This is a genomic window from Staphylococcus sp. GDY8P94P, from assembly GCF_017892255.1.
Taxonomy (GTDB): Bacteria; Bacillota; Bacilli; order Staphylococcales; family Staphylococcaceae; genus Staphylococcus; species Staphylococcus cohnii.
On record NZ_JAESKU010000001.1, the window covers coordinates 534,649 to 559,257 of the forward strand.

Consider the following 24,609-nt stretch of genomic DNA (forward strand, 5'->3'; position numbering starts at 1 on the left):
CATTTTAGAAATCATATTTAAAGATTAGGAGAGATTTTTGTGAATACACTAAGTACAGATAACTCTAAGCAATTTTTAGGCTTACCGATAACTTTAATTTGGGGTTATATCGCAGTTGCTATTTTCATGACTGGCGATGGTATTGAACAAGCTTTTTTATCAAAATATATTGTTAGTATTGGATTTGAATCGCAGCAAGCATCTGCAGTCTTAACACTTTACGGTCTTATTGTTGCAGTTGCATCTTGGCTTTCTGGTATTTTAGCTGAAATATTTAGTCCGAGAAAAATAATGGCGCTTGCGTTTATCATTTGGATTGTTTTTCATGTAGGATTTTTAACTTTAGGACTAGAGCAACATAGTTATCCGATGATGTTAATTATGTATGGTATTAGAGGGTTTGCCTATCCGATGTTTATCTATAGCTTTGTCGTCTGGATTACATATTCAGCTCCAAAACATCGCCTAGCTTCAGCTATGGGTTGGTTCTGGGCAATGTATTCCGTAGGTATCGGGTTTTTAGGAACCTATCTACCTAGTTTTACAATACCTTGGATTGGATTTATGGGGACATTATGGTCATCCATAATATTCATTTTAATCGGTGGTTTAATGGCTATGTTCTTAGTTAAAGATAGGAAAGGTTCTGAGAAAGAAACTGATAAACTAACACCAAAAGAGATATTGCTTGAATTCGCTAAAGGTATAACAATTTTAAAAAACCCACAAGTTGCTATTGCTTGTGTGGTTAGAATCATTAACCAATTAGCATTGTTTGGACTTGTAGTTATCATACCAATCGTATTCACTGATACTGTAGGATTCACTACATCAGAATGGTTGAGAATTTGGGGCTTAATGTATATCGTAACCATATTCACTAACCTATTTTGGGGTGTGGTTGGAGATAAAATTGGATGGGTACGCCAAGTTCGTTGGTTTGGTTGTATAGGAATGGTGATTTCTACATTAGCATTTTACTATTTACCAATATGGACTGGCCCCAACATTTGGGTTGCGGGTGCAGTGGCGATTGTATTCGGTTTTGCTGTCGCTGCATTTGTCCCGATGTCAGCCATTTTCCCTATTTTAGAACCAAATCATAAAGGCGCCGCCGTTTCTATTCATAACTTATCCGCTGGCTTAAGTAACTTTGTTGGTCCAGCAATCGCAACCTTAACAGTACCAATAGGAGGCCCTGTACTAACTATTTGGACTTATGCAATCATTTATTTTATAGGATTTATACTGACTTTCTTTATGAAAGTTAACCAACCAAATCATTAAAAAGGACAGGTGTTTGAACATGACAAATATATTAGAACAATTCAAATTAGATGGAAAAGTAGCAATTGTAACAGGAGGTGCTATGGGTTTAGGCAAAGCTATGGCTACCGCATTGGCTCAAGCTGGTGCTAATATCGTTATTGCAGATATTAATGAAGAGATAGCTGATAATACCGCTAAAGAAATTAGTGAAACTGAAAATGTAGAAGCGATTGCACTAAAAGTGGATGTCACAAATCCAGATGCTGTAAATCAAATGGTTGAAGAAGTTACAAAACAATTTAATAAAATTGATATTTTAGTTAATAACGCTGGCATGACAATTAACGCAAAAGCTGAAGAAATGTCATTTGAAGATTGGAATAAAGTCATTAATTTAAATCTAAATGGCATTTTCTTAGTTGCCCAATCTGTTGGTCGCGTAATGATTAAACAAGGCTATGGCTCTATCATTAATACATCCTCTATGTCAGGACTAATTGCTAATAAACCACAAGAACAATGTTCGTATAATGCTTCCAAAGCAGGTGTCATTATGTTGACGAAAAGTTTAGCTATGGAATGGTCAAAATATAATATTAAAGTCAATACAATAGCTCCAGGTTATATGAAAACAGAACTTACGAAACCATTCTTTGATCAAGGTGGAGAAATGATTGAAGACTGGATGGGATTCACACCTATGGGTAGACCAGGCACACCAAATGAACTCGGTGGCATCGTTGTATATCTTGCTTCAGACGCTTCTTCATTTGCCCAAGGTAGTGTCTTCACAATCGATGGTGGTTATACAGCACTTTAAAAATCAATAACATATATGATCCTGATTTCAATAAAATCAAAAAACACTTTTGTTCAATACTCATATTTAATGGTGAAATGAACAAAAGTGTTTTTTTATTCAGTAGTACAAAAAAAGATTGAACTACATCTCGCAGTTCAATCATTTCATATGTGACAATTTGAGTGTCTATCATTTGCTTTTCTTCTTAGCTAATTTTTCTTTCAGCTTACGATCTTGTTCTTCTTTACGTCTTTTACGTTCCTCATTGCGTTTTCTAAGACGCTCTTCCTCTTCCGGATCCCTTGGTTTTTGCAATTGTTTTTCAATTTTTTCCATAAGCTCATCTTCAGACAAGGCTGCTAATGGGCGATTATTAACAAATGCAAAAGTTTTACGTCGACCAGGTCCACAATACGATTGACAACCAATTTCTATTTCTGCCTTAGGATCTAATTTTGTTAGTTTTTTCTCCAAAGATTTACAATTAACGCCCTGACAATCATCGCAGATTAAAAATTTATTTTGCAAAATCAATCACCCTCACCTTTCCATTCATAAATGATTAACACATTTTTTTATTATTCTATGTAAAATATGCGCTTAATTGCCTATCCAAAGCCACATTAATACGTTTATAATGATAAATACAACTTTAATTATTTTACTCTATTTAGGAATTTTTTCAAGTTCTTCCTCAAAAGTATATAACATGGTCATGAAAGCATATAATTAAACGTTTATGATACTTACTTTTGCTATATGCTTTTCTGTCATTTATTATAAAAATCAAACCAAAAAGAGGCTGGACAAATTAATTGTCACAGCCGTTGCACTTCTCAATTTATTGATTTAGTAAGTCTTGTACATGAGATTCAGCTCAGTAAAGCATCAACTCTAACCATCCATGTCCGTTAAGACAACGTAACCATTTAAAAATTGGGTTTCTGTCTTATCCCTTTCCTTCAAGCTTATTGCCCATGATAAATACTAAACTCTAATGGTTTCACTTCATTTTCTAACCATTCTTTATAAATAGATTGTTTATCTACTTCATTATTAATGATTGTGATACCGCAATCGCCGCCACCTGCTCCTGATGTTTTAGCAGCGCCACCATATTTTTCAGCTACAGAGCATAACACTTTCAAATGCGCAGTTTCAATATCGATTGTAGCCTCATTATCCATAGATTGAATAATTTCACGATTCATACGAATCATTTGCTGTACACCTTTGATATGATTAGTTTTAAAGGCATGAATCAATTTCTCTACACAAGCATGAGAACGTTCTAAAAATTTTCCGTAAAACGTAGGATCGGATTTCAAACGTTTTACTTCACTAACTAAATGATGCGAAGACGCAGGTGATCCTGTCCATCCAATTAAAACCTCCATATTTTCTGGTGGTTGTAGTGGTTCAATATGTAAACCTGGCCAGTTTTTATTTAATACTTCATTAACAGATGTATCTTCAATTTGCTGTGATACCCACTCATGATCAAATGTACTATAAGCAAGCCAACCTGTGTATACACTGACAGCGATATCCCCACAAGAACTCAAACTTTGTAATTTCATATTTGCAATCACTGCAAGTTTATAAATATAAAGATTTGATAAATGCATTTCATAAAATTCATTTAAAGCTTTTACTACAGATACTAGTACCGCTGCACTTGAACCCAAACCGTATTTATGACCATTAGCATCATCTAAATTACTATCTATCGTTAAATTAAAATGTTTTAAGTCAATGTGATTGCTGCTCACAAATTGCTCAAAAACTTCTATAGCTGTGATAACGTATTTTAATTGTTTTGCTGCATGTAAATCAGATACGACTATCTTATCTTCTTCTCTTTGAAAGGTAACTGGCTCATGATGTAACGTTTTTGAATGGATTGTACCTTCTGGAGCATTAGAATCCTCAATTGAAGCTGTTACAAATCTATTAACAGCTATTAATACAGATTTATATCCAGGTTCAGTAACAGCATATTCACCTGCAATATAGAGCTTACCTGGCGCTTTTACTTGAATCATGTTATCTCTTCCTTACTCAATAATTTCAACACCTGTACGTGTAATGTCACTTGCAATAATTTGATCATCATTAAATGATTTTTGTAGTGCATCAATAACTGCCTGTTGATTTTTCTTTTCTACTAAAATTTTAACATTGGGCCCTGCATCCATTGTAAAATAACAAGGATAACCAGCTTCACGACATTGATGTACAATATCCATAACTAAATAACTATCTTCTACCATGTATGTAAAAGGAGGCTGTGAACCTAAATTTGTTGCATGCATCCTCAAACCATTCTCTTCGATAACTTCTCCTAAATACTTAAAATCTTTGTCATCAATCGCATGTTTAACTGACGCTATGTCTTCATCTACGTGATCTAACCAGTATTGGTAAAAACGAGATGTATCACGCGTATGTGACATACCGGCACGACTGGAAACTTTTTTTGTTTTATTATTGATTACTACAAATATCATAGATAAATCATCTTCCCAGTGATCTGCATCAATCGGGAAACTGTATGATGTTGTATCATCATAACCTTTTTCCCACTCTACAAAACCTCCATAAATACTTCTAGAGGCTGATCCTGATCCTCTTCGGGCAAGTCTAGATAATTCTTTACCCGTTAAACCAAGTTTTAAAGCTTCATTACATGCTGCTGCTAACGCGGCATAAGCACTTGCTGATGAGGCTAAACCTGCAGCTGTTGGTACGAAATTATCACTTTCGATGTGTGCGTACATAGATGTTTTACCCAGATCTCTAACAATATCCATAAAACGACGTATTTTAATTGCTTCAGAATCATCTACTGTTTGTCCATTTAAAATCAATATATCTTTCGTATATTGTTCAGAAAAAGTTACCTTAGTCTCTGTATAAAAACGATCTAATGTTACCGACAAGCTATTATTCATCGGAATAATATAGGCTTCATCAGCTTTCCCCCAATATTTAATCAGTGCAATATTTGTATGTGCACGTGCTTTGCCACTACTAACCACCTTACTAACCTCCTAAATATTCAATCCAAGTATGATGTGCACCCAATGATTGCGCACTTTCCACAATTTTTTCAGCCGTTTCTAAAGTAGAAGCGAGAACGATCATACTTCCGCCTCTACCTCCTCCAGTTAATTTACCAGCAATCGCGCCTTGTTTTTCACTAACTTCTAACAACTGTTCAATTTTTTCATGACTAACAGTGAGTGTTCTTAAATTTTCTTGGCACAAATTAAAGACAGTAGCAAGTTGTTCAAAGTTATGGTGTTCTATAGAATCTCGAGCTTCATGTACCAATTTGCCGATATGTTCGACAAAGCTAAGATACCCGCTATCTGCTTTACATAAATTATGTACATCTTCTACTGCTTGTTTCGTTGAACCACGAATACCAGTGTCTATTACAACCATATATCCATTTAAGTCTAATGGTTTCAAGGTAGTAACTTCACCTTTTTGAAACCAAACTGGCTTGTTAGATACTATGGTTTGTGTATCTATGCCACTTGGTTTGCCGTGCGCTATACGTTCTGCCCAATTTGCTTCCTCTATCAATACTGCATCTGTTAAAGGTTTATTTATATAATCAAAACTCGCACGTACAAATGCAACTGCCATTGCTGCACTAGATCCTAAACCTCTCGATGGTGGCAAGTTCGTATCTATAGAAACTTTTATGGGTGTTTCAATATCATATTTATCAATAAATCTCATTATTACTGATTTTAAGTGTTCCGGTGCGTAAGCCAATTCACCGTCATAAACTTCACTTTTGATATAGGAAGATTCAGTCACATTTAAAGATTCAATTAATGCACTCACTCTTCCTGTCGTAAATGGAATCGCAATTGCAGGCTCTCCAAATGTCACCGCGTGCTCACCTATTAAAATCACCTTGCCATTCGCTTCCCCATAACCTTGTTGTGCCATATTTTCAATCACCTTTAGTATTTTCTTTAAATTTAAATAATATATGCTTTGCACCGCGATTTTTTTGTTAATCTTAATTTCATTCCTAGTTATCTTAACATTTCCCAGGAAATTCTGTGTTTAATAGTATTTAGCTAGCGTATTCATATCTTTTCATTTTTAATCAAGAAGAAATTACGTGCATTTTTTACACAACTCAATCAATTTTACACAAATCAAATTATATTATCTCACAAATTTCATATATTGACATACGACTCGAGCCATAGTTTTTTTAAAATTTGTATCAAAATTGAACAAAATGAGCAAAAAGTTAATACCTGCTACTAATTATAAACAATACTTTTTTATTATAAAACGCGATGAACTATTATTCAAAAACTTCACTTTATTTTATTAATTTATTTTTGATTTTTAACGTATACTTTCACTATATTACTTATTTAATTACTATAATTCAACAAATAATAGTAATATCTTCCATTATGTAATTATAAATAAAAAGACTAAAAACGAATACAATGTATCGTTTCTAGTCTTTGTCTCATTCGTCCATTTTTTGATTAACTTTAGCATTGCGTTCAATCATCTTGTCAAAATAACCTTCATATCGCTGCCACTCATCATCCGTAATATCATCCATTGTCAAATTAGCGCCTAAATCTTTTAACGCATATAACAACTGGAACATCACGTCTTGAACTGTTATCGTTCTGCCTAATAATTGCGATAAAGACGCCATACATTGAGGATCAATATCAGGGTATTCAAATTTAGTACTTTCACCTTGTAATGCGCGTTCATAAAATGCTCTCATTAATGCAGCACGTTCACTGCCATCTCCTTCAACGCATAGATATACTTGGACAGCTATGCCACCTCGAACACGTCTTTGTGAAATACCGGCAAATTTCTTCCTGTTAATACTTAAATCAAATTTCCCTGGACAATATGATTGTTCAATCTCATAGGTCTCAATTTCAACATCATCATCTTCAAACATTTTTGCCACTAATAAGTACATGACTGAAAATGCTTCATCAATCGTAATGTCATGTTTGCCTTTAAAAATAAGTGATATATTGAGCACACCTTGGTCTAGTACGACACCTAGACCACCTGAGTTTCTCACAATCGCATTATACCCTCGTTCTTCGGTTAAATAGCGAATACCATCTTGCAAATGCGGTAACCTTGAGTCATGGATACCCAAAATGATTGTATGTTGGTGTATCCAAGTACGTACCACACTACTTGATAAGTCTTTTCCGACACTTTCTGACAAAGTATCATCAAATGCAAATGACTGCATCGGTGCTAATCCAGAAGAATGGTCTACATAACGCCAAGTGGCACTATTAAAATACTTACTTGCTAGATCCATTATTGTAATGTTTGCGCAGCAGTGATGATTGATAAATTATACACGTCTTCTATTGAGCAACCACGAGATAAATCATTTACTGGTGAATTAAGACCTTGTAATACTGGGCCTACTGCATCATAACCACCAAGACGTTGCGCAATTTTGTATCCAATATTACCCGCTTCTAAACTTGGGAAAATAAATACATTTGCATCGCCTTGAATTTGTGCATCTGGTGCCTTTTTCTTAGCAACTTCCGGTACAATTGCAGCATCAAATTGGAATTCTCCATCAATAACTACATCTTTAAGTTGATCAGTTTCAACTTTTTCTTGTGCTAACGCTACAGCATTTGAAACTTTTTCAACATCATCTGATTTTGCAGAACCTTTTGTTGAGAAACTTAACATTGCTACACGTGGTGACATGCCAAAACTTTGCGCAGATTTTGCACTTTCTACTGCAATCTCAGCTAAATCTTGCGCTTCTAATGTAGGGTTAATTGCACAATCTCCAAAGATATATTGTTCTTCACCTTTAATCATAAAGAATATACCTGATGTTTTAGTTACACCTGGTTTTGTTTTAATAATTTGTAGTGCCGGACGAACTGTATCACCTGTAGAATGTGCAGCACCACTTACTAAACCTTCAGCCTTACCAGTATATACTAGCATCGTACCAAAGTAATTTACGTCTTTTAACATTTCTTGAGCTTGGGCTTCAGTTGCTTTCCCTTTACGACGTTCAACAAAAGCTGTCACTAACTCTTGTTTCAACTCACTCGTTTCAGGATCGATAATTTCTAAGTTCGAAATATCTAAACCTTTGTCTTTAGCTAACGCATTAACATTTGTTTCATTACCTAATAATACCGGTGTTACATAATCCGTACTTTGTAATTGTGTTGCCGCAGTTAATACGCGTTCATCTTCTCCTTCAGGTAAAACAATTTTCACATTTTTTCCTGACAATTTCTCTTGTAATACATCTAATAAAGACATATGGGCCTCCTCAAATTTTTAATACTATTATTTTTTCCATTACTATTATACGTCATTTTTTTATAGAATTCCATGTCACCAATTTGTAATCATTTACTTATGTTTTATAGTTACCTTTATGATAGAATTTTCAGTGTAGATATAGAATTATTTCATAAAGGAGCGATTCAATATGCCACAAGCGCCAGAAACTTTAGATGGTTGGTATAGTTTACATTTATTATATGCTATAGATTGGGCTAGTTTACGTCTAGTCCCAGAAAACGAACGTCAAACGTTAGTTGAAGAGTTACAAGCATTTTTAGATAAACACGAAGAAGCGCGTACTAACCATGTAGGCGATCATGCATTTTATAATATCACTGGTCAAAAAGCAGATATTCTTTTATGGGCATTGCGTCCTGAATTAAAAGATTTAAATGCTTTTGAAAATGAATTCAATAAATTGAGAATCACAGACTTTTTAATTCCGACATATTCATTTGTTTCTATTATTGAATTAGGCAATTATTTAGCAGGAAAATCCGACGAAGATCCTTACGAAAATCCACACATCAAACCAAGATTGTACCCAGAATTACCACAATCCGAATATATTTGTTTCTATCCTATGGACAAACGTCGTAATGAAACTTATAACTGGTACATGTTATCACTAGAAGACCGACAAGAACTTATGTATAATCACGGTAAAATCGGTCGTCAATATGCTGGTAAAATCAAACAATTTATCACAGGTTCTATGGGCTTTGATGATTTCGAATGGGGTGTCACTCTATTTGCAGATGATCCACTTCAATTCAAAAAAATTGTTTCTGAAATGAGATTTGACGAAACGACAGCACGTTACGGTGATTTTGGTAGTTTCTATGTAGGTAACATTATTACAAAAGATAGTTTACCAACACTTTTTGAAATATAAATATCGTTATATTCTTTCCTCACACCCCTTCATTTAAAATGGAGGGGTGTTTATATATATCATTTTTTATTTTTCATCCATATATAAGTAGCATTGTGCCTCAAATCTAAGTTTTCCAATCATACAGCAATTTTGTTTTTCATGTTTAATACAATTACAATAGCTATATAATTCAATAACTACGTTTAAATTTGAAAAATGAGCTTCTGAAGACAAATGTTCCGATAATACGCATGCATCAATCGCTCTAACTTTCTACTTCGTTTCACTTGGTTCGCCTGCGCTTCGCATGCATAAGTCGCTCTAACTTTCTACTTCGTTTCGCTTGGTTCGCCTGCGCTTCGCATGCATCAATCGCTCTAACTTTCTACTTCGTAGAAAGTTAGAGCGACTAAAAGGCACACTTGTTTTATTCCAAGTGTGCCTGTCTGAATGTAGTGTGTTTGGGAGAACTTTAATCACTACTTAATTTAAGGGTTAACTGTTAAACATTGTCGCTACTCAATATTTTGTAACAGTCAACTAATACTATTTTAACCTATTTGAAATATTTGAAACATATTTGCATTACTAAAGTTGTATAAAACTCAATTTTTTAAAATACAATATCCTTTTTTTACCCAACATATTATTTGAATAAAATGTTACAATAAAAAATATTAACTTACTAAATATATCCCATGAAAATACAGTTACGAATGGTTTAGTTAAATAAAATATAATTGGTGATTAGATGACAATAAATGTTCAATACTCAGAAAATTATGAAGAAAAAATAGCAAAAGATGTCATAATTCTAGCTGGCAGAATTTTACTTGAATCTGGGGCAGAAGGGTCTCGTGTAGAAGATACAATGACTCGTATTGCTTTCACATTAGGTTATACAGAAAGTAATAGTTTTGTTACGAATACAGTCATTAATTTTATGTTACATAATGAATCTTATCCAAGAATTTATAGAATAAGAACAAGAGACACCAATCTACATCGTATATCAAGAACCAACCGTGTTTCTAGACAACTTTCCGATGGCACGCTCTCAGTTGAAGATGCATATCAAGAATTACAAAAAATATATCATGAACAAAGCATTAATCACGATCTATTTTTTAAATTTATTGCCGCTGCGATTATCTCTATTAGTTTTCTATATTTACAAGGTGGTTACTTAGTTGATGTATTCACTGCACTCGTTGCAGGCGCTTTAGGTTATCTCGTTGTAGAACTTTTAAATAGAAATTTACACACTAAATTTATTCCTGAATTTATGGGTGCACTCGTTATTGGTGCAGTGGCAGTATTGGGCAATACGCTTATACAGGGTGGTTCTATTTCCACAATTATTATTTCAGCAGTGATGCCAATTGTACCAGGTGTTTTAATCACGAATGCTATTCAAGATTTATTCAGTGGCCACATGTTAATGTTTACAACTAAATCATTAGAAGCATTAGTAACTGCCTTTGGCATCGGGGCAGGTGTCGGTACAATACTTATTATTTCTTAGGAGCAATGCTTATGTTTTGGATTTTAAATTTAATATTTAGTTATACCGCTTCATTATTCTTCGGTATTATATTTGATGTTCCAAAATATTTATATAATGCTGTTGGAATTGTTGGTGCGTGTGGTTGGATGGTCTATACATTATTTTATGATGGTTTCCAACTTCACACCATTTATTCAAGCTTCTTTGGAAGTTTAGCATTGGGTTTACTTAGTCATATAATGGCTCGCTTTAAAAAAGAACCAGTTATTCTATTTATGGTGCCAGGTATTATACCTTTGGTACCTGGAGGTTTAGCCTTTGACGCTACGAAAAATCTTATTTTGTTAGACTTTAGTAAAGCGATTAACACGATGCTAGAAGTAACGCTAATTGCAGGCGCAATCGCTTTAGGTTTATTATTTGCTGATCAAATATCTAAACTCATCGTTTCCGGTACAAAATTTAGCAAAAAGCACATTTAATAATTGAACATAAAAAATCTGAGGCTCATTAAAGACCTCAGATTTTTTGTATAAGACATGATAATTTTATTTTAAAAACTCCTATCAATATGCAGTTAAAATCCGTTGCTATTGATAGGAGTTTTTTCATACTCAAAATATTGTAAGAATTCCATATCTAATTATTTATATGTTTATCTCATAAATAATTAACGACTGTCATCTATTTATGCGTTTCGTTCGGCACTTTATTTTCATTAATAAGGTTCACGACTTCATCTTCCGAACGATTTAATATCAATTTACTTAATTTATCATTATCCATTTGTTTTAATTTAGGATAACGAATTACGAAAAAGACTAATCCTATAATTAACCAACCAAACAATGCAATATATGATGGCGTTGATAATCCAGCTGGTGAAGCAGGAATTAATAATAGTAATAAGAAAACAAACGATACTATTGTACCTATAATCGCAAATGTTTTATATACCGGACCGTAAGTGTTACTTGTTTTGTCATAACTAAATAAACGAGCTGCTGATAAACATGTAATAAAGTATGCTATCGAAACACCCGTAGATGACATATCAACAATCCATGTCAATGCCGTACGACCTAACCAAGGTGCAATCAATGTGATAGCTACAAGGAATATGATTGCTACATACGGTGTTTTATATTTATTGTGCAATTTACTAAATACTGAAGGCATAATACCTGAGCGTCCCATTGAGAACAATAGACGACTTGAACTCATTAAAAATCCGTTTAAACCAGTAAATATGCCCATGATAATAGCAATCGCTAAAATTGCCAAACCTATATAGCCAAATGCACCACTTGTAACAGCACCTGTTAACCATAATTGACCGTTTAAATCAGTCTCTGAACTACTTAGCCAACCTGTATACAAAATCATTAGCACATACGTAAATGCTGCTGCTAATAAACTATATACAATAAGTTTAAACGTTTTATTTGGAGCAAAATCAAATTCTTCTGCAGTTTGTGGAATGTTGTCAAAACCTACATAAGCCCACGGTGCTACTGCAACTATCATTACAATTGATGTAAGCCAACCTTTTTCTTTGTTCGCTAATGGTTGTAAATTTTCTAATGAGAAATTACTACCAAAGAACGAACCGAAAAATAGCAATAAGATTGTAATGACCATTGCCACACAGAAATAAAATTGTAGCGAGCCTGAAACACTCGTACCTTTAATAGCTATAAACATAAATACAATCAATAACAATGATGCAATTAATATTTCAGTAATATAAACATCCCATCCTGCGATGGTATATAGTTTACCTGTTTCTAAAACATCAGGTAATAAAAATTTAATTAATAAACTAAATGCAGTTGCGTTTAAAGCCACTACACATATATAACCAAAAGTTAAAAACCAAGATGAGAAAAAACTTACGTATCTGCCAAAACCTAAAAAGCTAAACGCGAAAGCCCCACCAGAAACTGGGAACCGTTCAACAAGCGCGCCGTAGCTTACCGCAATTAAAATCATTAACAATGCGCCAATTACAATACCAATAGCTGCTGGAATAGGTCCAGATTGACCAATCCAATCACCTGGTAAAATAAATGCGCCCCAACCGATACACGAACCATAGGCAATTGCCCAAACAAATTTCTCAGATAAGTTTTGTTTTAAATCTCCTCTATCTACTTTCCTATCATTTTTTCCCATAAATAAAATTCACCTCATGAGATGTATTATACCCATAAGATGAATTCTATAACAATTATAAAATTATAATTTAATCGTACCAATCACTAACATTAACCAACCTATAATAAATAAAATACCTCCGATTGGTGTAATTGCACCAAGTATACGAATTTGTGTTAATGCTAAGATATAAAGCGAACCACTGAAAAATACAATGCCTAAGAATAAAAGCCATCCTGCCCAATTCACATTAATTGACGTTGTACCACTTATAATTCCAATTAATAGTAACCCAAGCCCGTGATACATTTGATAAGTGGTTGCTTTTTCCCATACAGATAAATATTTATCCGATAACTTACCTTCCAGACCATGTGCGCCAAATGCGCCAGTACCTACAGCCATTAAAGCATTTAAAGCACCGAGAATAATAAATAATTTCATAAAAATAAACCTCTCTTTCTTAAATTAAAAATCAAAAATCGAATCTCCATTACCAATTTCATCGTCTGTTACTAATTTATTAGAATTTAGCGAAGTATTAGTATTTGTATTTGTATATTTTGCCGAAGAAGCAGGTATTTTCCCTCCCATTGCTTGAATTTCTTCAGGAGAGATACCTTGTTTCTCACTAGCTGTAGTGTGTTTTACATTTTGTGATGATTTGAATGAGGTAGACACTGAATACGTATTATCTTTAAAATGCTGTTTATCATTTGAACTATTTACTAATGACGTTAGTGTATGAATGGCATAAATATGCTTTTCAAACTCTGCATCATTCTTAGCTTCATCTGCTTGAACTAATTCTTGTTCAATAAGTTGAATAATTTTCTCTTTTTCCATTTATTTTATAACCCACTTTCACACCAATTTATAGGTTCAATACCATTTTTTTGTAAATATGCATTTGTTAAGGAATACGGTTTTGAACCAAAGAACCCGCGATATGCAGATAATGGACTTGGATGTGGTGATTTAATAACGTGATGTTTAGATGTGTCAATCAGTTTCATTTTTTGTTGTGCGGGTTTACCCCACAAAATAAATACAACATTACTCAAATTTTCGGAAACTGTTTTAATCACTTCATCAGTAAAAGTTTCCCACCCTATATCTCTGTGAGAATGAGCTTCTCCTTGTCGTACTGTCAAAACAGTATTTAACAATAAAACACCTTCTCTTGCCCAATCTTGTAAATGTGGTGATTTTCTTACACAACCGATATCGTCTTCAAGTTCTTTATACATATTTCTTAATGAAGGCGGAAACTTAGCATTCGGTTGCACAGAAAATGCTAAACCATGTGCTTGATTTGGTCCATGATAAGGATCTTGTCCCAAGATAACAACTTTCACTTTTTCAAAAGGTGTTAAATCAAAAGCTTGATAAATGTTTTCCCTATCTGGATAGATTACCTTTGTCGTATATTCATTTTCTAAAAAATTATGCATTTCAGTAAAATCATGCTCCGTAGTTATTTTATGAAAAACATCAGACCATTCCATACACGTTCACCTCGATTAATATAGTAACATAAAGCGCTACTTTCTCGCTTGAGAGATTTAGTAGTGTTAGCTTAATCATAAACACAATTATAATGAATATATTTAATTTCATTTTAATATGTATCAGTAATAGAATCAAAACGATATAATGATTTATTCATTATTGTAACCTTATTACATTGTAAACGTCATTATTTAGAATAGTCGACAAACGTGGTATGATATATACAAAAGAATATATAGGAGTGAAAATTCATGGCATTGAAAAAAACATTAACCATTGCCGGTTCAGATACAAGTGCTGGTGCAGGCATGCAGGCAGACTTAAAAACATTCCAAGAGTTAGGAACATACGGCATTGTTGCATTAACATCTATTGTAACAATGGATAAAGCATCTTGGTCTCATGATGTTACACCAATTCCATTCGATGTATTTGAAAAACAATTAGAAACAGCAATATCAATCGGTCCAGATGCAGTGAAAACAGGCATGCTAGGGACACAAGAAATTATTAAACGTGCCGGCGAAGCATATGTAGAATCAGGTGCGAATTACTTTGTGGTTGATCCAGTAATGGTATGTAAAGGAGAAAACGAAGTTTTAAATCCTGGCAATACTGATGCAATGATTGAATATTTGTTACCAAAAGCTACAGTCGTAACACCAAATTTATTTGAAGCTGGTCAACTTGCAAACCTCGGCACTTTAAAATCAATAGACGATATGAAAAAAGCAGCTGAAATTATTCACCAACAAGGTGCTAAGCACGTTATTATTAAAGGCGGTAAAGCATTAGATCAAGATAAATCTTATGACTTATACTATGATGGAAATAACTTCTACCAATTAACTACTGACATGTTCCAGCAAAGTTATAATCACGGTGCTGGTTGTACATTTGCTGCAGCAACTACTGCATATTTAGCAAATGGTAAATCTCCAAAAGAAGCCGTAATTGCTGCCAAAGCATTTGTTGCATCTGCAATTAAAAATGGCTGGAAAATGAACGACTTCGTTGGTCCTGTAGATCACGGTGCTTACAATCGTATTGAACATATAGATGTTGAAGTAACTGAAGTATAAATCATAAAAAAAGAAATCTGAAACATATTCATAACGAATAATGCTTCAGATTTCTTTTTTATTATATAATATTGTATTGATTAACAATCCTTAACTCAAACCTTATACGTCTATTTTGAGCAAATAAAACATCTCCATATTTAATTAATAACTTCAAATTTTTCAAACTCAAAATATATCAGACATTAGTCTGATTCAAATTTGATACTACAGGCCCATGTTATTTTCTAGCATATCTATTATTATAATAAGTGTAGAGAGACAAGGAGGTATGACATCATGATTATCTACGAACAATCTTTTGAGAATGGTAACCCAATCTATGAAATTATCACCAAGACATTCAAAACGATTTCTGTTAAATGCGATGAAAATTTCAGCAAGAATGAATTATATACGTTACTCTCTCTACTTGAAAGTGATGTCGATAACTTAAATCTAAGTTATTAGCCACACTTCAATACATCGATGAAAAAACAGAAACGTAAGTTCCAAGACTAAAATTAGAAGAAACAGAACAAAGAATTCCCCTTTAGAAATATGTTCCATGTATATGTAAATGTCCCATTATATATACATGGTGTAACACATCCCTTATAAACACTCACCCTAAGTGGTACATAGTTAGGCAAAGATTGTCCCCTTTGTTTGCTTGGAGAGCACACTCGAAGCACCCCTAACTTATGTACCACTTTACTTATTTATATAAAACTTTAAATTCTTCACACACTACAATAATCGATTCGTTAAATGCCAATCCTAGAGATGTATAATAAGGTTCAAAGAAATCAATATGTGCTTTACGCCAGTAAGCGAGTGACTTATCGCCTTCACCTTCTAAATAAGCGTGATGTTCAGTGACCGCATTAAACGGTGTTTGATAGACGCGTGTTGTTTCTATCACACATTGTGGCTCCCCTTTTTTATTTAAAATCACGCTCACATCTCCCACTTGAGGTAGTGGTTCACGATCTACTTGATAAGTTTCATAACCACTTGTCGTAGCCGTTTTTTCACCTTGTTTCACTAGATCTGCTAATTCATCCTCATCTACACCAAACGACCATGCTTCATATGTTTTACTCTTATAAGATGGGCACAATTGTACAAATTTTTCCCAATATTGTTCTACTGTCATCGTTCTTCCTCCAAACTATGTATTTTGTTTTTTCTTCTTAAACATAACATAAATAAATTGTATGACTTCTTGCTTTCGCGTGTTATTCTTCTAAAAAAACGAGATCATTAACGAAAATGAAAATATCAACACTATTGTAAATCATATATAATTACTTATTATAATAATAAAATTCACGAAAAAACTAGGCACCCATTTCCCAATTCTATAGGGAATGAATAACTTAGTTTTTAAATTACTTTTGTTAAATATTAGTATTGATAAGTATTCATACATTTTATTTTGATAGTGATTTGTATGCCATACCGTTTATACGCGTTTGTCGTCTGCCCACCATAAAGCTTTATCAGGATTTTTTGTATAATATTCATATTCTTCATCACTTTGAACATTTGGATATGAACCTTTCAGTGATTTACCTGCTGTACTTACATGTAACAATGAAATAACAATAATTCCTATGACACTCATTGCTGCTAAGTAATAAGCCGGTGAAAGTGGATCTCCTGTTTTAGCAACTAATGTAGATGCAATTAACGGTGTTGTGCCACCAAATAATGATACTGACACATTGAATGTTACTGCTAATGTTCTATAACGGATATGTGTATAAAACATCGTTGGTAACGAACCTGGCATCGTCGCTTCATAAGTAGATAAGAAAAATCCTAACGTAAATATACCCACAACTATTAAAACCAACGAGCCTGATTGGAATAACGCAAATGCCACTGTACTAAAGATAGCTGTACCACAAAGCCCTATTAAAAAGACTTTTTTCTCTCCGATACGATCTGCAACTCTACCAAACATTAATGCCAATGGAATCATTACTGCCATGACAATCGTTATAAGTACAGAAACCGTTGTGCTATCTAATTTAATTATTTGTTGTAAATAAGATGGCATATATGAAGTCACCATATAATTCGTACAATTAAAGAATGCTACAGCTACAAAACATACAATAATATCTTTGTAATAATATCGAACAATTGTGAAAAAGCCGATGTTATCTCGTTTTGGTTGTGTAGCTATTTCATTTTCAAACACTGGTGATTCCTCTAATTTTCTTCTTAAATAAAAACCAAATATGCCTAAGAATAGACCCAAAATAAATGGTATTCTCCATCCCCATGTAGCCATTTGTTCCTCATTTAAAAAGAAAAATAGTAAGCCGCTGATTACTGATGCAGCGATATAACCTGATAATGTACCAATTTCCAAACCTGAACCTAGACCATTTCTAGATTTATCTGGTGAGGATTCAGCAACATAAACCATCGCGCCTGCATACTCTCCACCGGTTGAAAAACCTTGAAGTACTCTACCTAATAATAGTAAAATTGGCGCCCATACACCTATTTGATCGTATGTAGGTAATAAACCAATTAACAAAGTAGAAATTCCATCATGATAATGGTTGTCGTTAAAACGACTTTCCTTCCAAATTTATCACCAATAATACCAAAAATAATGCCACCTACTGGTCTTAATAAAAATGCAATTGCAAATGTTGCAAATGTAAATATCGTTTTCAGCTGGTCATTTTCTACCGAACTAAAAAAGTTTTGCCCTAATATAACTGCTAAATAAGAATAAAGCCCAAAGTCGAACCATTCCATTGCATTACCAATACCGGTTGCAAATACAGTTTTTTTCGCAGTCCTAGGGTTCACCTTATTGATATTACGTTCATCAAAATCTTGTTCATAATCCACGATTTAAGTCACTCCCTTAACATGTTTACTTATTATACTGAGTTCGGAGTGTATGTCAAACTGATTCAAATTTTTTAATTTTCGTTTTTTAATTTTTATACAAAAAATGTATTTAATTTTAAATATGAAGAAACTCATTTTCCTTTTAAATTCATTATCTAATTACGGACAATTTTCATTGATTACCAACCTATTTTTTCAAAATAGTAACTTTAACTTTATTGTGATTATTTTTCACAACTAATTTATGTTTACTTTCAAGATCAAATTGAAGAAATTCATATATATCAACTGGTTCAACATAATTAATTTTATAACTTTTCCAATTCAATTCATTGTATATCAATGCAAGTTGCACAATCATTTGTCCCGGTACAATCTGACGATGCAAAGGATTTTCATCTTTGACAAGACGCAAATATTGCTCTACATCGTTGGGTAATATCTGTATCATTTTACACCTTCTCTAAAAACGTTTGCATAATATATATACAATTAGTCCTATTTTTATTTATTTTCATTTCAAAGCTATATTTAATAAATTGACGAATTTTTTTCTGTTCAATCAATGTCAATTGTACTTGATATATAACATCAATTTTTAATGGATGATATTGTTCAATTTCTGTTGACTTTAATAGTAAATTACTAGAAATAAAAGGTTTGAACAATTCAAATTCAGGCCATAGACTCGCACAATAAAGCGGAGAAACATCAGTGCTATTCGATTGTTCAAACAATTGATTATAAGCTTCTACATCTTTTTTATGGAATACCATTTCTTGTTGTTCATGTCCATCTTTCAAATAATGTGGCATTGCCCATACCTCCTCCAATACCCATGGTTGCGATTGTTCTATACTTATGCTCCATATAAAACAACCTTGTAACAAGTGCAGCACCACTTGCACCATAAGGGTGTCCAGTAGCTATAGCGCCACCGTAAATATTTAATTTCTCTGCTGGTATGTTTAATGCTTGTTGACTTGCTAAAACTTGAGATGCAAATGCTTCATTTAACTCTACAGCATCGACATCATTTAAAGACAGTTGCTGTTTTGCTAATACCTTTTCAATAGCAGGCACAGGACCAATGCCAAGTATATTAGGATCTACACCTACGGTTACTTGATCAATGAATGATAATCCACTTTGTATGCCATATGCTTGAGCAACTGATTTTTCCATGACAAGTAGTAATACAGCACCATCATTTTTCATACAACAATTGCCAGCAGTGATGCTTCCATTTGGTAATAATGGCTTTAATCGCCCTAACGTTTGTTGCGTTAATTTAGTTTTAATACTTTCATCTTGTTCAAATATTTCTCCCTTAATCGTCAATGGCGTTATTTCTTGGGTAATATTATGATGTTGATAAGCATCAAGCGTTTTTTGATGGCTGTGCCATGCGAATTCATCTTGGTCAAATCTTGATATACCATATCTTTCAGCAACATTTTCAGCTGCTTGTATCATAGATGGATCTTGGTCATCAGGTGCAAACGAAGCTCTTTCATAAAATTCTGGTAAATGCGTATCATATACAGATTGCGGTCGTTTAATTTTCCACGGTGCTCTACTTGTACTTTCCACACCACCCGCGATATATATTGATCCAGCACCTGCTTGAATCATGCGACAAGCTTGGTTTACAGCTTCTAACCCTGAGCCGCATTGACGATCAATCGTCACACCTGGCACTTGTTGATTAAATCCAGCTTCTAAAAGTGCTTTACGTGCAATATTACCACCATTTCCTACAACATTACCTAAAATTACGTCATCTATATTACTAACTATTGCTGCATAGTTATGTTTAAAATAATTGAATAATGGTTGTAATAATAATTCAGGTTCTAAATGTCGTAATTTCCCACCATATTTACCAAATGCAGTTCGTTTTGCTGCTACAATTACCGCTTCATTCATTTATAATTCTCCTTTTAAATAGCATTGCTTCATACGTTCTCGCGCAATTTTTCCACTCGAGGTATCGATCATATGTTTTACTTTAACTAATTTCGATGGTATTTGGTAACGCGCTACATGATGTTTCATTATCGTTCTAAAATAGTTATAACTAACTATACGATCACTTGTATAAAGTAATATGGCAATTTCTCCAAATCTAGAATGTTTTTCACTGATAACGACTACTTCATTGAATAAATCAATATATTTTGCATTCTGTTCAATTTCGAAAGGATAAACATTACGTCCACCAATAATCATGCGGTCATGTTTTCTACCATGTAAAAATAAATGTCCCTGCGCATCACATGAAGCAAAATCCCCTGTTTCAATCCACCTATCCTTGCAGATATCTTCATCGACATAACCACTAAATGACATATCACTTCGTATTTTTAATAAACCTATCCCTGATTCGTCTGACTGTTCAATATTTACGCGCACGTTGTGAAACAATTTACCAACAGATTCTGGTGGCGCACTATTATTGAAGTTATAACTAATAAAGCTAGCCTCTGACGTCCCGAAGAATTCAATCAAATCACTTTCGGGAAAACATTGTTGAATACGTTGACGAACGTGTAAGGCAAGTTTATCTCCAGTACTTAAAATATAATGCTTTCCTTCTATTAAAATTCGAGTTGAAACGCATGCTTGTATCATTGTTGGCACCATAAAGCACGCTATGTTTACTTTATGGTGTTGGATTGTTTGCATTAACCGCTTTGCTTCAAAATATTGCTGTCCTATAAATGTTCTACCTGTATACAAAGCATAAATGCATGCATATAATGACAAAGAATGTGACATCGGACCTGGAGCAACGATTGTATTTATGGTCCTGTCAAATAATTGATCATTTTTTGAAAAAGACTTAATCCAAGATAATGCACCTCTATAATATGCTTTAGGTAACCCTGTTGTTCCAGATGTAAAAGCGATATGCAGCAAATCCCCATCGTTCTTGAATTTATCTTTTTTGACCACATTATGTATACTTAAATCATCTTCTTCTATTAGATATTGAACACCATATTTTTCGACTAAATTAAAGGTTTGCGCGCTCGACCATCTATCATCGAAAATACACGGTACACATTCATTTTTTAACAATGCTAAATATAAAATCATTGTCTTTTGTGGATGTCGTGTTACCACTCCTACAAAACTATGTTTAGGTATATTAGAAAACAAGCCGCTTTTAATGTTCAATTCTTTGATTAATTCACTATAAGTTAAATCTTGTTTATCAAAGCTCAAAGCAACTAGATGCGGTTGTTGTTTTGCGTGATTTTCTATTTCTTCTAAAATTTTCAAATTCCAGCCCCCTTTGTTAACTTTTATACAAAATATATTAACATTTAAAGTATAAAATAATGTAATGAAAACATTTGGTTTCTAATACCATAAACATCCCATGTTTTTAATTTAAATTGAGCAATTTTGAATTCCAATTCCTAAAAAAACAAAAAAATGAGCGATTCGTGGTAAATCGTCCCATTTTTAATATGATTTAATATATTTATTATTAAACAAATTTGTATACTGAATATTTTTATTTTGATTAATAATATCGTTAGTATTTACATTGATAAACTTTAAATTTCATCACTATTGATACAAAATTTTAGTATAAATTCACTTTTCATAAGAATCCAGCAGTATTTATTCCACTTAAACCACTACTTCATTCCATTAAAACTTATCATCTATTCGACAAACGGACATAAATTTCTTACAATAGTCAGAAATTTACAAGTGAGCAACAACAACTCGAATTTTGTAAATCATACGCCCTGATAAACATGCACGGCTAAAATCGCAAAATTTCAACCGTAAAAAAGAGAGCTAATCCATTTGGAATTAGCTCTCTTTTTATGAGAATGAGATGCATTTTTTAACATATAACATACTCAACGACTATATATTTTATTGTAATACACTATTCTAAATTAGCATGATTACTTTGCATCGTTTCTTCATCGACTTTAAGTTCGTTCATTAAATCTAATACTAGACTATCTAAAAAGACTTGCGCTGCTTGTTCAAACAAACTACCTAAAGGTTGTGCGGATCCTTCTGCATCATATTTTGTACCTGCAGGAAGTTCTATAACCGTATTAGCCAATGCACCAATTGCCGAATTCGGATTCGTTGATAATAACACGACTTCTGCATCGACAGATTTTGCTTTTTCAACTAATAATCTCAAATGTTCCGTTGAACCTGAACCTGAAATGACAATAAATAAATCATCTTCAGTAATTGAAGGTGTTGTTGATTCACCAACAACATAAGAAAATTTTCCAAGTTGATTTAAGCGCATAGCAAAACTATTTGCTACAAATCCAGAACGTCCTTTACCCGCTACAAAAACATGATTTGCTTTAGTCACTTGTGATAAAAAAGCTTGTGTTTCACTATCTTTAACATGAGATAACGTATGATCTAACTCGTCTAAAATCAAACGATAATTTGTAATTTCACTCATCTTATCTACCTTCAATCGCGTCTCTACATTGTTTTGCTGCTTCAACTGGATCATCCGCGTTAGCAATACCACCGCCAACTACAACTAAATCAGGTTCCTCAGCTACGACTTCTTTAATTGTATCTGGTTTAATACCACCAATTACAGCAACTTTAGATTGGTTAATTACTGATTTAACTTGTCTTAAACTTTCTAATGGAGATTCACCTTCTGCTTGTAAATCATAACCAGTATGAACAGCGATATAATCTGCACCTAATTCGTCTAATTCTTTAGCACGTTTTTGTAAGTCTTGTACTGCAATCATATCTACAAGTAATTCTTTATTATTTTTATGTGCTTCGTCTACTGCAGCTTTAATAGAAGCATCTTCTGCGACACCTAAAATTGTTACTACATCTGCACCAAATTTAACAGCTTGGCTTACTTCATAATCTGCTGCATCCATAATTTTTAAATCTGCAAGTACTTTCACACCATCTATATTATTATCTAAATGTTGTACAGCCGGTAAACCTTCATTTATCACAATAGGTGTACCAATCTCTACAATATCAACATAGTCTTTAACTTTATTTGCAAGTTCTGCCGCTTCCTCTTTATTTAATAAATCAATTGCTAGTTGTAATTCCAAAATGATCATCCCTTCTTGATTTAATGATAGGCATGGAAATCATGACCTAACTTACTTTATTTAAAAACTTACGCATAAACTATTTACCCTTACAATGATGATTTAAACTGAGAGATTATAAGCGTGGTGCTGCAGCGTCATCAACGTAAATTTCGACATCTGGATGTGCGAGCAATATCGTAGCTGGCACTTGTTTATTTACTTCATGCTTAGCTAATTGTTCAATTGCCGTTCTCTTTTTCTCTCCAAATGCTAACAAAATGATTCTTTTCGCTTTTAAAATTGAAGCCAAGCCCATAGACACAGCTTGTTTAGGTACTTCACTTTCATTGTCAAAATAACGACTATTGGCATTGATTGTACTAGCTGTTAAATCTACAACTTGAGTTGTGCTATTCATATCAGTACCTGGCTCATTAAAGCCGATATGACCATTTTCACCTATACCTAATATTTGTATATCCAGTGGCCCTTTTTGATTGATTAAATCTTCGTATCTTTTCGTTTCTGCCATTAAGTCATCTGCAGCTCCATCTGGAATGTGTATTAAAGATTTCGTGAAATGTGGATAACGATTAAATAGAACATCATTCATATATCGATGATAACTTTGTTCATGTGTCGCTGATAAACCGACATATTCATCCAAGTTAAATGTTTCTATTTCAGATACATCTAGTTGATTCTTTTGCAGTAAACTAACTAGAAATTCATAAACTTCGACCATTGTCCCACCAGTAGCTAGCCCTAACTTACTATGTGGTTGTTGACTCATTTGTTTAAACAATTCACATGCAACATAAAATGAAGCATATTCACTAGAACCTAAATTTGTAATTTTCATATTATTGCCCTCCCCAATATGTTGAATTTGTTATTTGTTATAAACAAAATTTGATGATACTTCTATTATACGTTCTTTTGATATTTTTTACAGAAAATAGATATTTAATAAATTGCAAATATTATATAAAATGACTAAAGGTGTAATGAGCAGACTAATACATTTTCATCGCTGTTTTTAGTAAAATAAATAGATAATCAAATTTTATGTATAAATCTAAGTTGAAATTCACTTT

25 protein-coding genes and 1 pseudogene are annotated in these 24,609 nt (G+C 33.2%); 7 read left to right on the top strand and 19 right to left on the bottom strand.

Annotated features, from left to right (window positions below; all coding sequences use genetic code 11):
• Window positions 1-39: 39 nt before the first annotated feature.
• Together KA926_RS02695 and KA926_RS02700 are read left to right on the top strand one after the other, a co-directional pair.
• Window positions 40-1,287 (top strand): MFS transporter, encoded by a 1,248-nt coding sequence (locus KA926_RS02695; protein ID WP_192959397.1) that lies wholly within the window; start codon window positions 40-42, stop codon window positions 1,285-1,287.
• Window positions 1,288-1,306: 19 nt separating this feature from the next.
• Window positions 1,307-2,089 carry a glucose 1-dehydrogenase gene (locus tag KA926_RS02700; RefSeq protein WP_107383645.1) on the top strand — a complete coding sequence of 261 codons (783 nt, stop codon included), beginning with the start codon at window positions 1,307-1,309 and terminating at the stop codon, window positions 2,087-2,089.
• Window positions 2,090-2,260: 171 nt separating this feature from the next.
• Here KA926_RS02700 and KA926_RS02705 read toward each other — a convergent pair whose 3' ends face one another.
• The 6 genes from KA926_RS02705 to pta all read right to left on the bottom strand — a co-directional run bounded on the left by KA926_RS02705 (window position 2,261) and on the right by pta (window position 8,410).
• The gene (locus KA926_RS02705) at window positions 2,261-2,599 is read right to left on the bottom strand and encodes a YuzB family protein (protein WP_119535736.1); all 339 of its coding nucleotides are present in this window, start codon (window positions 2,597-2,599) and stop codon (window positions 2,261-2,263) included.
• A gap of 440 nt (window positions 2,600-3,039) precedes the next feature.
• On the bottom strand, window positions 3,040-4,116 hold the full coding sequence (locus tag KA926_RS02710) for a phosphomevalonate kinase (protein WP_107383643.1): 1,077 nt from the start codon (window positions 4,114-4,116) through the stop codon (window positions 3,040-3,042).
• Window positions 4,117-4,128: 12 nt separating this feature from the next.
• A complete protein-coding gene (mvaD, locus tag KA926_RS02715) occupies window positions 4,129-5,112 on the bottom strand; it encodes a diphosphomevalonate decarboxylase (RefSeq protein ID WP_192959396.1) in 984 nt (327 codons plus the stop codon).
• Window positions 5,113-5,116: 4 nt separating this feature from the next.
• On the bottom strand, window positions 5,117-6,040 hold the full coding sequence (gene mvk, locus KA926_RS02720) for a mevalonate kinase (protein WP_119535737.1): 924 nt from the start codon (window positions 6,038-6,040) through the stop codon (window positions 5,117-5,119).
• 544 nt (window positions 6,041-6,584) lie between these two features.
• Entirely contained in the window at window positions 6,585-7,424 is an 840-nt protein-coding gene (locus KA926_RS02725; RefSeq protein ID WP_119535738.1) for a lipoate--protein ligase family protein, read from the bottom strand.
• Complete coding sequence (gene pta, locus KA926_RS02730; protein WP_040030111.1) at window positions 7,424-8,410, bottom strand: phosphate acetyltransferase; 987 nt, start codon at window positions 8,408-8,410, stop codon at window positions 7,424-7,426. Before pta ends, KA926_RS02725 begins: the two co-directional genes overlap by 1 nt.
• A gap of 172 nt (window positions 8,411-8,582) precedes the next feature.
• On the opposite strand from pta, the gene hemQ reads away from it, so the two are divergent.
• The 3 genes from hemQ (at window position 8,583) to KA926_RS02745 (ending at window position 11,303) form a co-directional block, all read left to right on the top strand.
• Window positions 8,583-9,332: a hydrogen peroxide-dependent heme synthase gene (gene hemQ, locus KA926_RS02735; protein WP_107383639.1), complete on the top strand. Its 750-nt coding sequence runs from the start codon at window positions 8,583-8,585 to the stop codon at window positions 9,330-9,332.
• A gap of 739 nt (window positions 9,333-10,071) precedes the next feature.
• Window positions 10,072-10,839: a threonine/serine exporter family protein gene (locus tag KA926_RS02740; RefSeq protein ID WP_394862813.1), complete on the top strand. Its 768-nt coding sequence runs from the start codon at window positions 10,072-10,074 to the stop codon at window positions 10,837-10,839.
• A gap of 11 nt (window positions 10,840-10,850) precedes the next feature.
• Window positions 10,851-11,303 (top strand): threonine/serine exporter family protein, encoded by a 453-nt coding sequence (locus tag KA926_RS02745; protein ID WP_107383637.1) that lies wholly within the window; start codon window positions 10,851-10,853, stop codon window positions 11,301-11,303.
• A gap of 202 nt (window positions 11,304-11,505) precedes the next feature.
• Here KA926_RS02745 and KA926_RS02750 read toward each other — a convergent pair whose 3' ends face one another.
• The 4 genes from KA926_RS02750 to KA926_RS02765 all read right to left on the bottom strand — a co-directional run bounded on the left by KA926_RS02750 (window position 11,506) and on the right by KA926_RS02765 (window position 14,486).
• The gene (locus KA926_RS02750; RefSeq protein ID WP_107383636.1) at window positions 11,506-12,996 is read right to left on the bottom strand and encodes an APC family permease; all 1,491 of its coding nucleotides are present in this window, start codon (window positions 12,994-12,996) and stop codon (window positions 11,506-11,508) included.
• 63 nt (window positions 12,997-13,059) lie between these two features.
• Window positions 13,060-13,422: a DUF423 domain-containing protein gene (locus KA926_RS02755; protein ID WP_046207271.1), complete on the bottom strand. Its 363-nt coding sequence runs from the start codon at window positions 13,420-13,422 to the stop codon at window positions 13,060-13,062.
• Between the two features lie 24 nt (window positions 13,423-13,446).
• On the bottom strand, window positions 13,447-13,824 hold the full coding sequence (locus KA926_RS02760) for a DUF5327 family protein (protein ID WP_119537812.1): 378 nt from the start codon (window positions 13,822-13,824) through the stop codon (window positions 13,447-13,449).
• Between the two features lie 5 nt (window positions 13,825-13,829).
• Window positions 13,830-14,486: a uracil-DNA glycosylase gene (locus KA926_RS02765; RefSeq protein WP_107386430.1), complete on the bottom strand. Its 657-nt coding sequence runs from the start codon at window positions 14,484-14,486 to the stop codon at window positions 13,830-13,832.
• Between the two features lie 255 nt (window positions 14,487-14,741).
• Here KA926_RS02765 and thiD point away from each other — a divergent pair, with 255 nt between their 5' ends.
• Both thiD and vraX read left to right on the top strand, forming a co-directional pair.
• Window positions 14,742-15,572: a bifunctional hydroxymethylpyrimidine kinase/phosphomethylpyrimidine kinase gene (gene thiD, locus KA926_RS02770; RefSeq protein WP_119537813.1), complete on the top strand. Its 831-nt coding sequence runs from the start codon at window positions 14,742-14,744 to the stop codon at window positions 15,570-15,572.
• Window positions 15,573-15,851: 279 nt separating this feature from the next.
• Complete coding sequence (vraX, locus tag KA926_RS02775; protein WP_157947957.1) at window positions 15,852-16,022, top strand: C1q-binding complement inhibitor VraX; 171 nt, start codon at window positions 15,852-15,854, stop codon at window positions 16,020-16,022.
• Between the two features lie 247 nt (window positions 16,023-16,269).
• Here vraX and KA926_RS02780 read toward each other — a convergent pair whose 3' ends face one another.
• The 9 genes and pseudogenes from KA926_RS02780 to nagB all read right to left on the bottom strand — a co-directional run bounded on the left by KA926_RS02780 (window position 16,270) and on the right by nagB (window position 24,374).
• Window positions 16,270-16,710: an ASCH domain-containing protein gene (locus KA926_RS02780; protein ID WP_107505207.1), complete on the bottom strand. Its 441-nt coding sequence runs from the start codon at window positions 16,708-16,710 to the stop codon at window positions 16,270-16,272.
• A gap of 309 nt (window positions 16,711-17,019) precedes the next feature.
• Window positions 17,020-18,431, bottom strand: a pseudogene (locus tag KA926_RS02785) (MFS transporter).
• A 190-nt stretch (window positions 18,432-18,621) separates the two neighbouring features.
• A complete protein-coding gene (locus tag KA926_RS02790; protein ID WP_107386426.1) occupies window positions 18,622-18,885 on the bottom strand; it encodes a hypothetical protein in 264 nt (87 codons plus the stop codon).
• Window position 18,886: 1 nt separating this feature from the next.
• Window positions 18,887-19,249 carry a hypothetical protein gene (locus KA926_RS02795; RefSeq protein ID WP_107504838.1) on the bottom strand — a complete coding sequence of 121 codons (363 nt, stop codon included), beginning with the start codon at window positions 19,247-19,249 and terminating at the stop codon, window positions 18,887-18,889.
• Window positions 19,221-20,363, bottom strand: coding sequence for a thiolase family protein (locus KA926_RS02800; protein WP_107386572.1), 1,143 nt, complete (start codon window positions 20,361-20,363; stop codon window positions 19,221-19,223). The genes KA926_RS02795 and KA926_RS02800 overlap by 29 nt, the downstream gene beginning before the upstream one ends.
• A complete protein-coding gene (locus KA926_RS02805; RefSeq protein WP_192959394.1) occupies window positions 20,364-21,722 on the bottom strand; it encodes an AMP-binding protein in 1,359 nt (452 codons plus the stop codon).
• A 625-nt stretch (window positions 21,723-22,347) separates the two neighbouring features.
• Window positions 22,348-22,896 (bottom strand): 6-phospho-3-hexuloisomerase, encoded by a 549-nt coding sequence (hxlB, locus tag KA926_RS02810; protein WP_192959393.1) that lies wholly within the window; start codon window positions 22,894-22,896, stop codon window positions 22,348-22,350.
• Between the two features lies 1 nt (window position 22,897).
• Entirely contained in the window at window positions 22,898-23,530 is a 633-nt protein-coding gene (gene hxlA / locus KA926_RS02815) for a 3-hexulose-6-phosphate synthase (RefSeq protein ID WP_107386569.1), read from the bottom strand.
• Window positions 23,531-23,645: 115 nt separating this feature from the next.
• Complete coding sequence (gene nagB, locus KA926_RS02820; RefSeq protein ID WP_192959392.1) at window positions 23,646-24,374, bottom strand: glucosamine-6-phosphate deaminase; 729 nt, start codon at window positions 24,372-24,374, stop codon at window positions 23,646-23,648.
• Window positions 24,375-24,609: the final 235 nt, after the last annotated feature.

Excerpts from the sequence above, each read along its gene's own strand:
- hemQ (WP_107383639.1), top strand. The coding sequence starts at position 8,583 with ATGCCACAAGCGCCAGAAACTTTAGATGGTTGGTATAGTTTACATTTA.
- KA926_RS02725 (WP_119535738.1), bottom strand. The coding sequence starts at position 7,424 with ATGGATCTAGCAAGTAAGTATTTTAATAGTGCCACTTGGCGTTATGTA.
- KA926_RS02750 (WP_107383636.1), bottom strand. The coding sequence starts at position 12,996 with ATGGGAAAAAATGATAGGAAAGTAGATAGAGGAGATTTAAAACAAAAC.
- pta (WP_040030111.1), bottom strand. The coding sequence starts at position 8,410 with ATGTCTTTATTAGATGTATTACAAGAGAAATTGTCAGGAAAAAATGTG.
- mvk (WP_119535737.1), bottom strand. The coding sequence starts at position 6,040 with ATGGCACAACAAGGTTATGGGGAAGCGAATGGCAAGGTGATTTTAATA.
- KA926_RS02760 (WP_119537812.1), bottom strand. The coding sequence starts at position 13,824 with ATGGAAAAAGAGAAAATTATTCAACTTATTGAACAAGAATTAGTTCAA.
- KA926_RS02780 (WP_107505207.1), bottom strand. The coding sequence starts at position 16,710 with ATGACAGTAGAACAATATTGGGAAAAATTTGTACAATTGTGCCCATCT.
- KA926_RS02790 (WP_107386426.1), bottom strand. The coding sequence starts at position 18,885 with ATGATACAGATATTACCCAACGATGTAGAGCAATATTTGCGTCTTGTC.
- vraX (WP_157947957.1), top strand. The coding sequence starts at position 15,852 with ATGATTATCTACGAACAATCTTTTGAGAATGGTAACCCAATCTATGAA.
- thiD (WP_119537813.1), top strand. The coding sequence starts at position 14,742 with ATGGCATTGAAAAAAACATTAACCATTGCCGGTTCAGATACAAGTGCT.
- KA926_RS02795 (WP_107504838.1), bottom strand. The coding sequence starts at position 19,249 with ATGCCACATTATTTGAAAGATGGACATGAACAACAAGAAATGGTATTC.
- nagB (WP_192959392.1), bottom strand. The coding sequence starts at position 24,374 with ATGAAAATTACAAATTTAGGTTCTAGTGAATATGCTTCATTTTATGTT.
- KA926_RS02710 (WP_107383643.1), bottom strand. The coding sequence starts at position 4,116 with ATGATTCAAGTAAAAGCGCCAGGTAAGCTCTATATTGCAGGTGAATAT.
- KA926_RS02745 (WP_107383637.1), top strand. The coding sequence starts at position 10,851 with ATGTTTTGGATTTTAAATTTAATATTTAGTTATACCGCTTCATTATTC.
- KA926_RS02755 (WP_046207271.1), bottom strand. The coding sequence starts at position 13,422 with ATGAAATTATTTATTATTCTCGGTGCTTTAAATGCTTTAATGGCTGTA.
- hxlB (WP_192959393.1), bottom strand. The coding sequence starts at position 22,896 with ATGAGTGAAATTACAAATTATCGTTTGATTTTAGACGAGTTAGATCAT.
- KA926_RS02700 (WP_107383645.1), top strand. The coding sequence starts at position 1,307 with ATGACAAATATATTAGAACAATTCAAATTAGATGGAAAAGTAGCAATT.
- KA926_RS02765 (WP_107386430.1), bottom strand. The coding sequence starts at position 14,486 with ATGGAATGGTCTGATGTTTTTCATAAAATAACTACGGAGCATGATTTT.
- KA926_RS02800 (WP_107386572.1), bottom strand. The coding sequence starts at position 20,363 with ATGAATGAAGCGGTAATTGTAGCAGCAAAACGAACTGCATTTGGTAAA.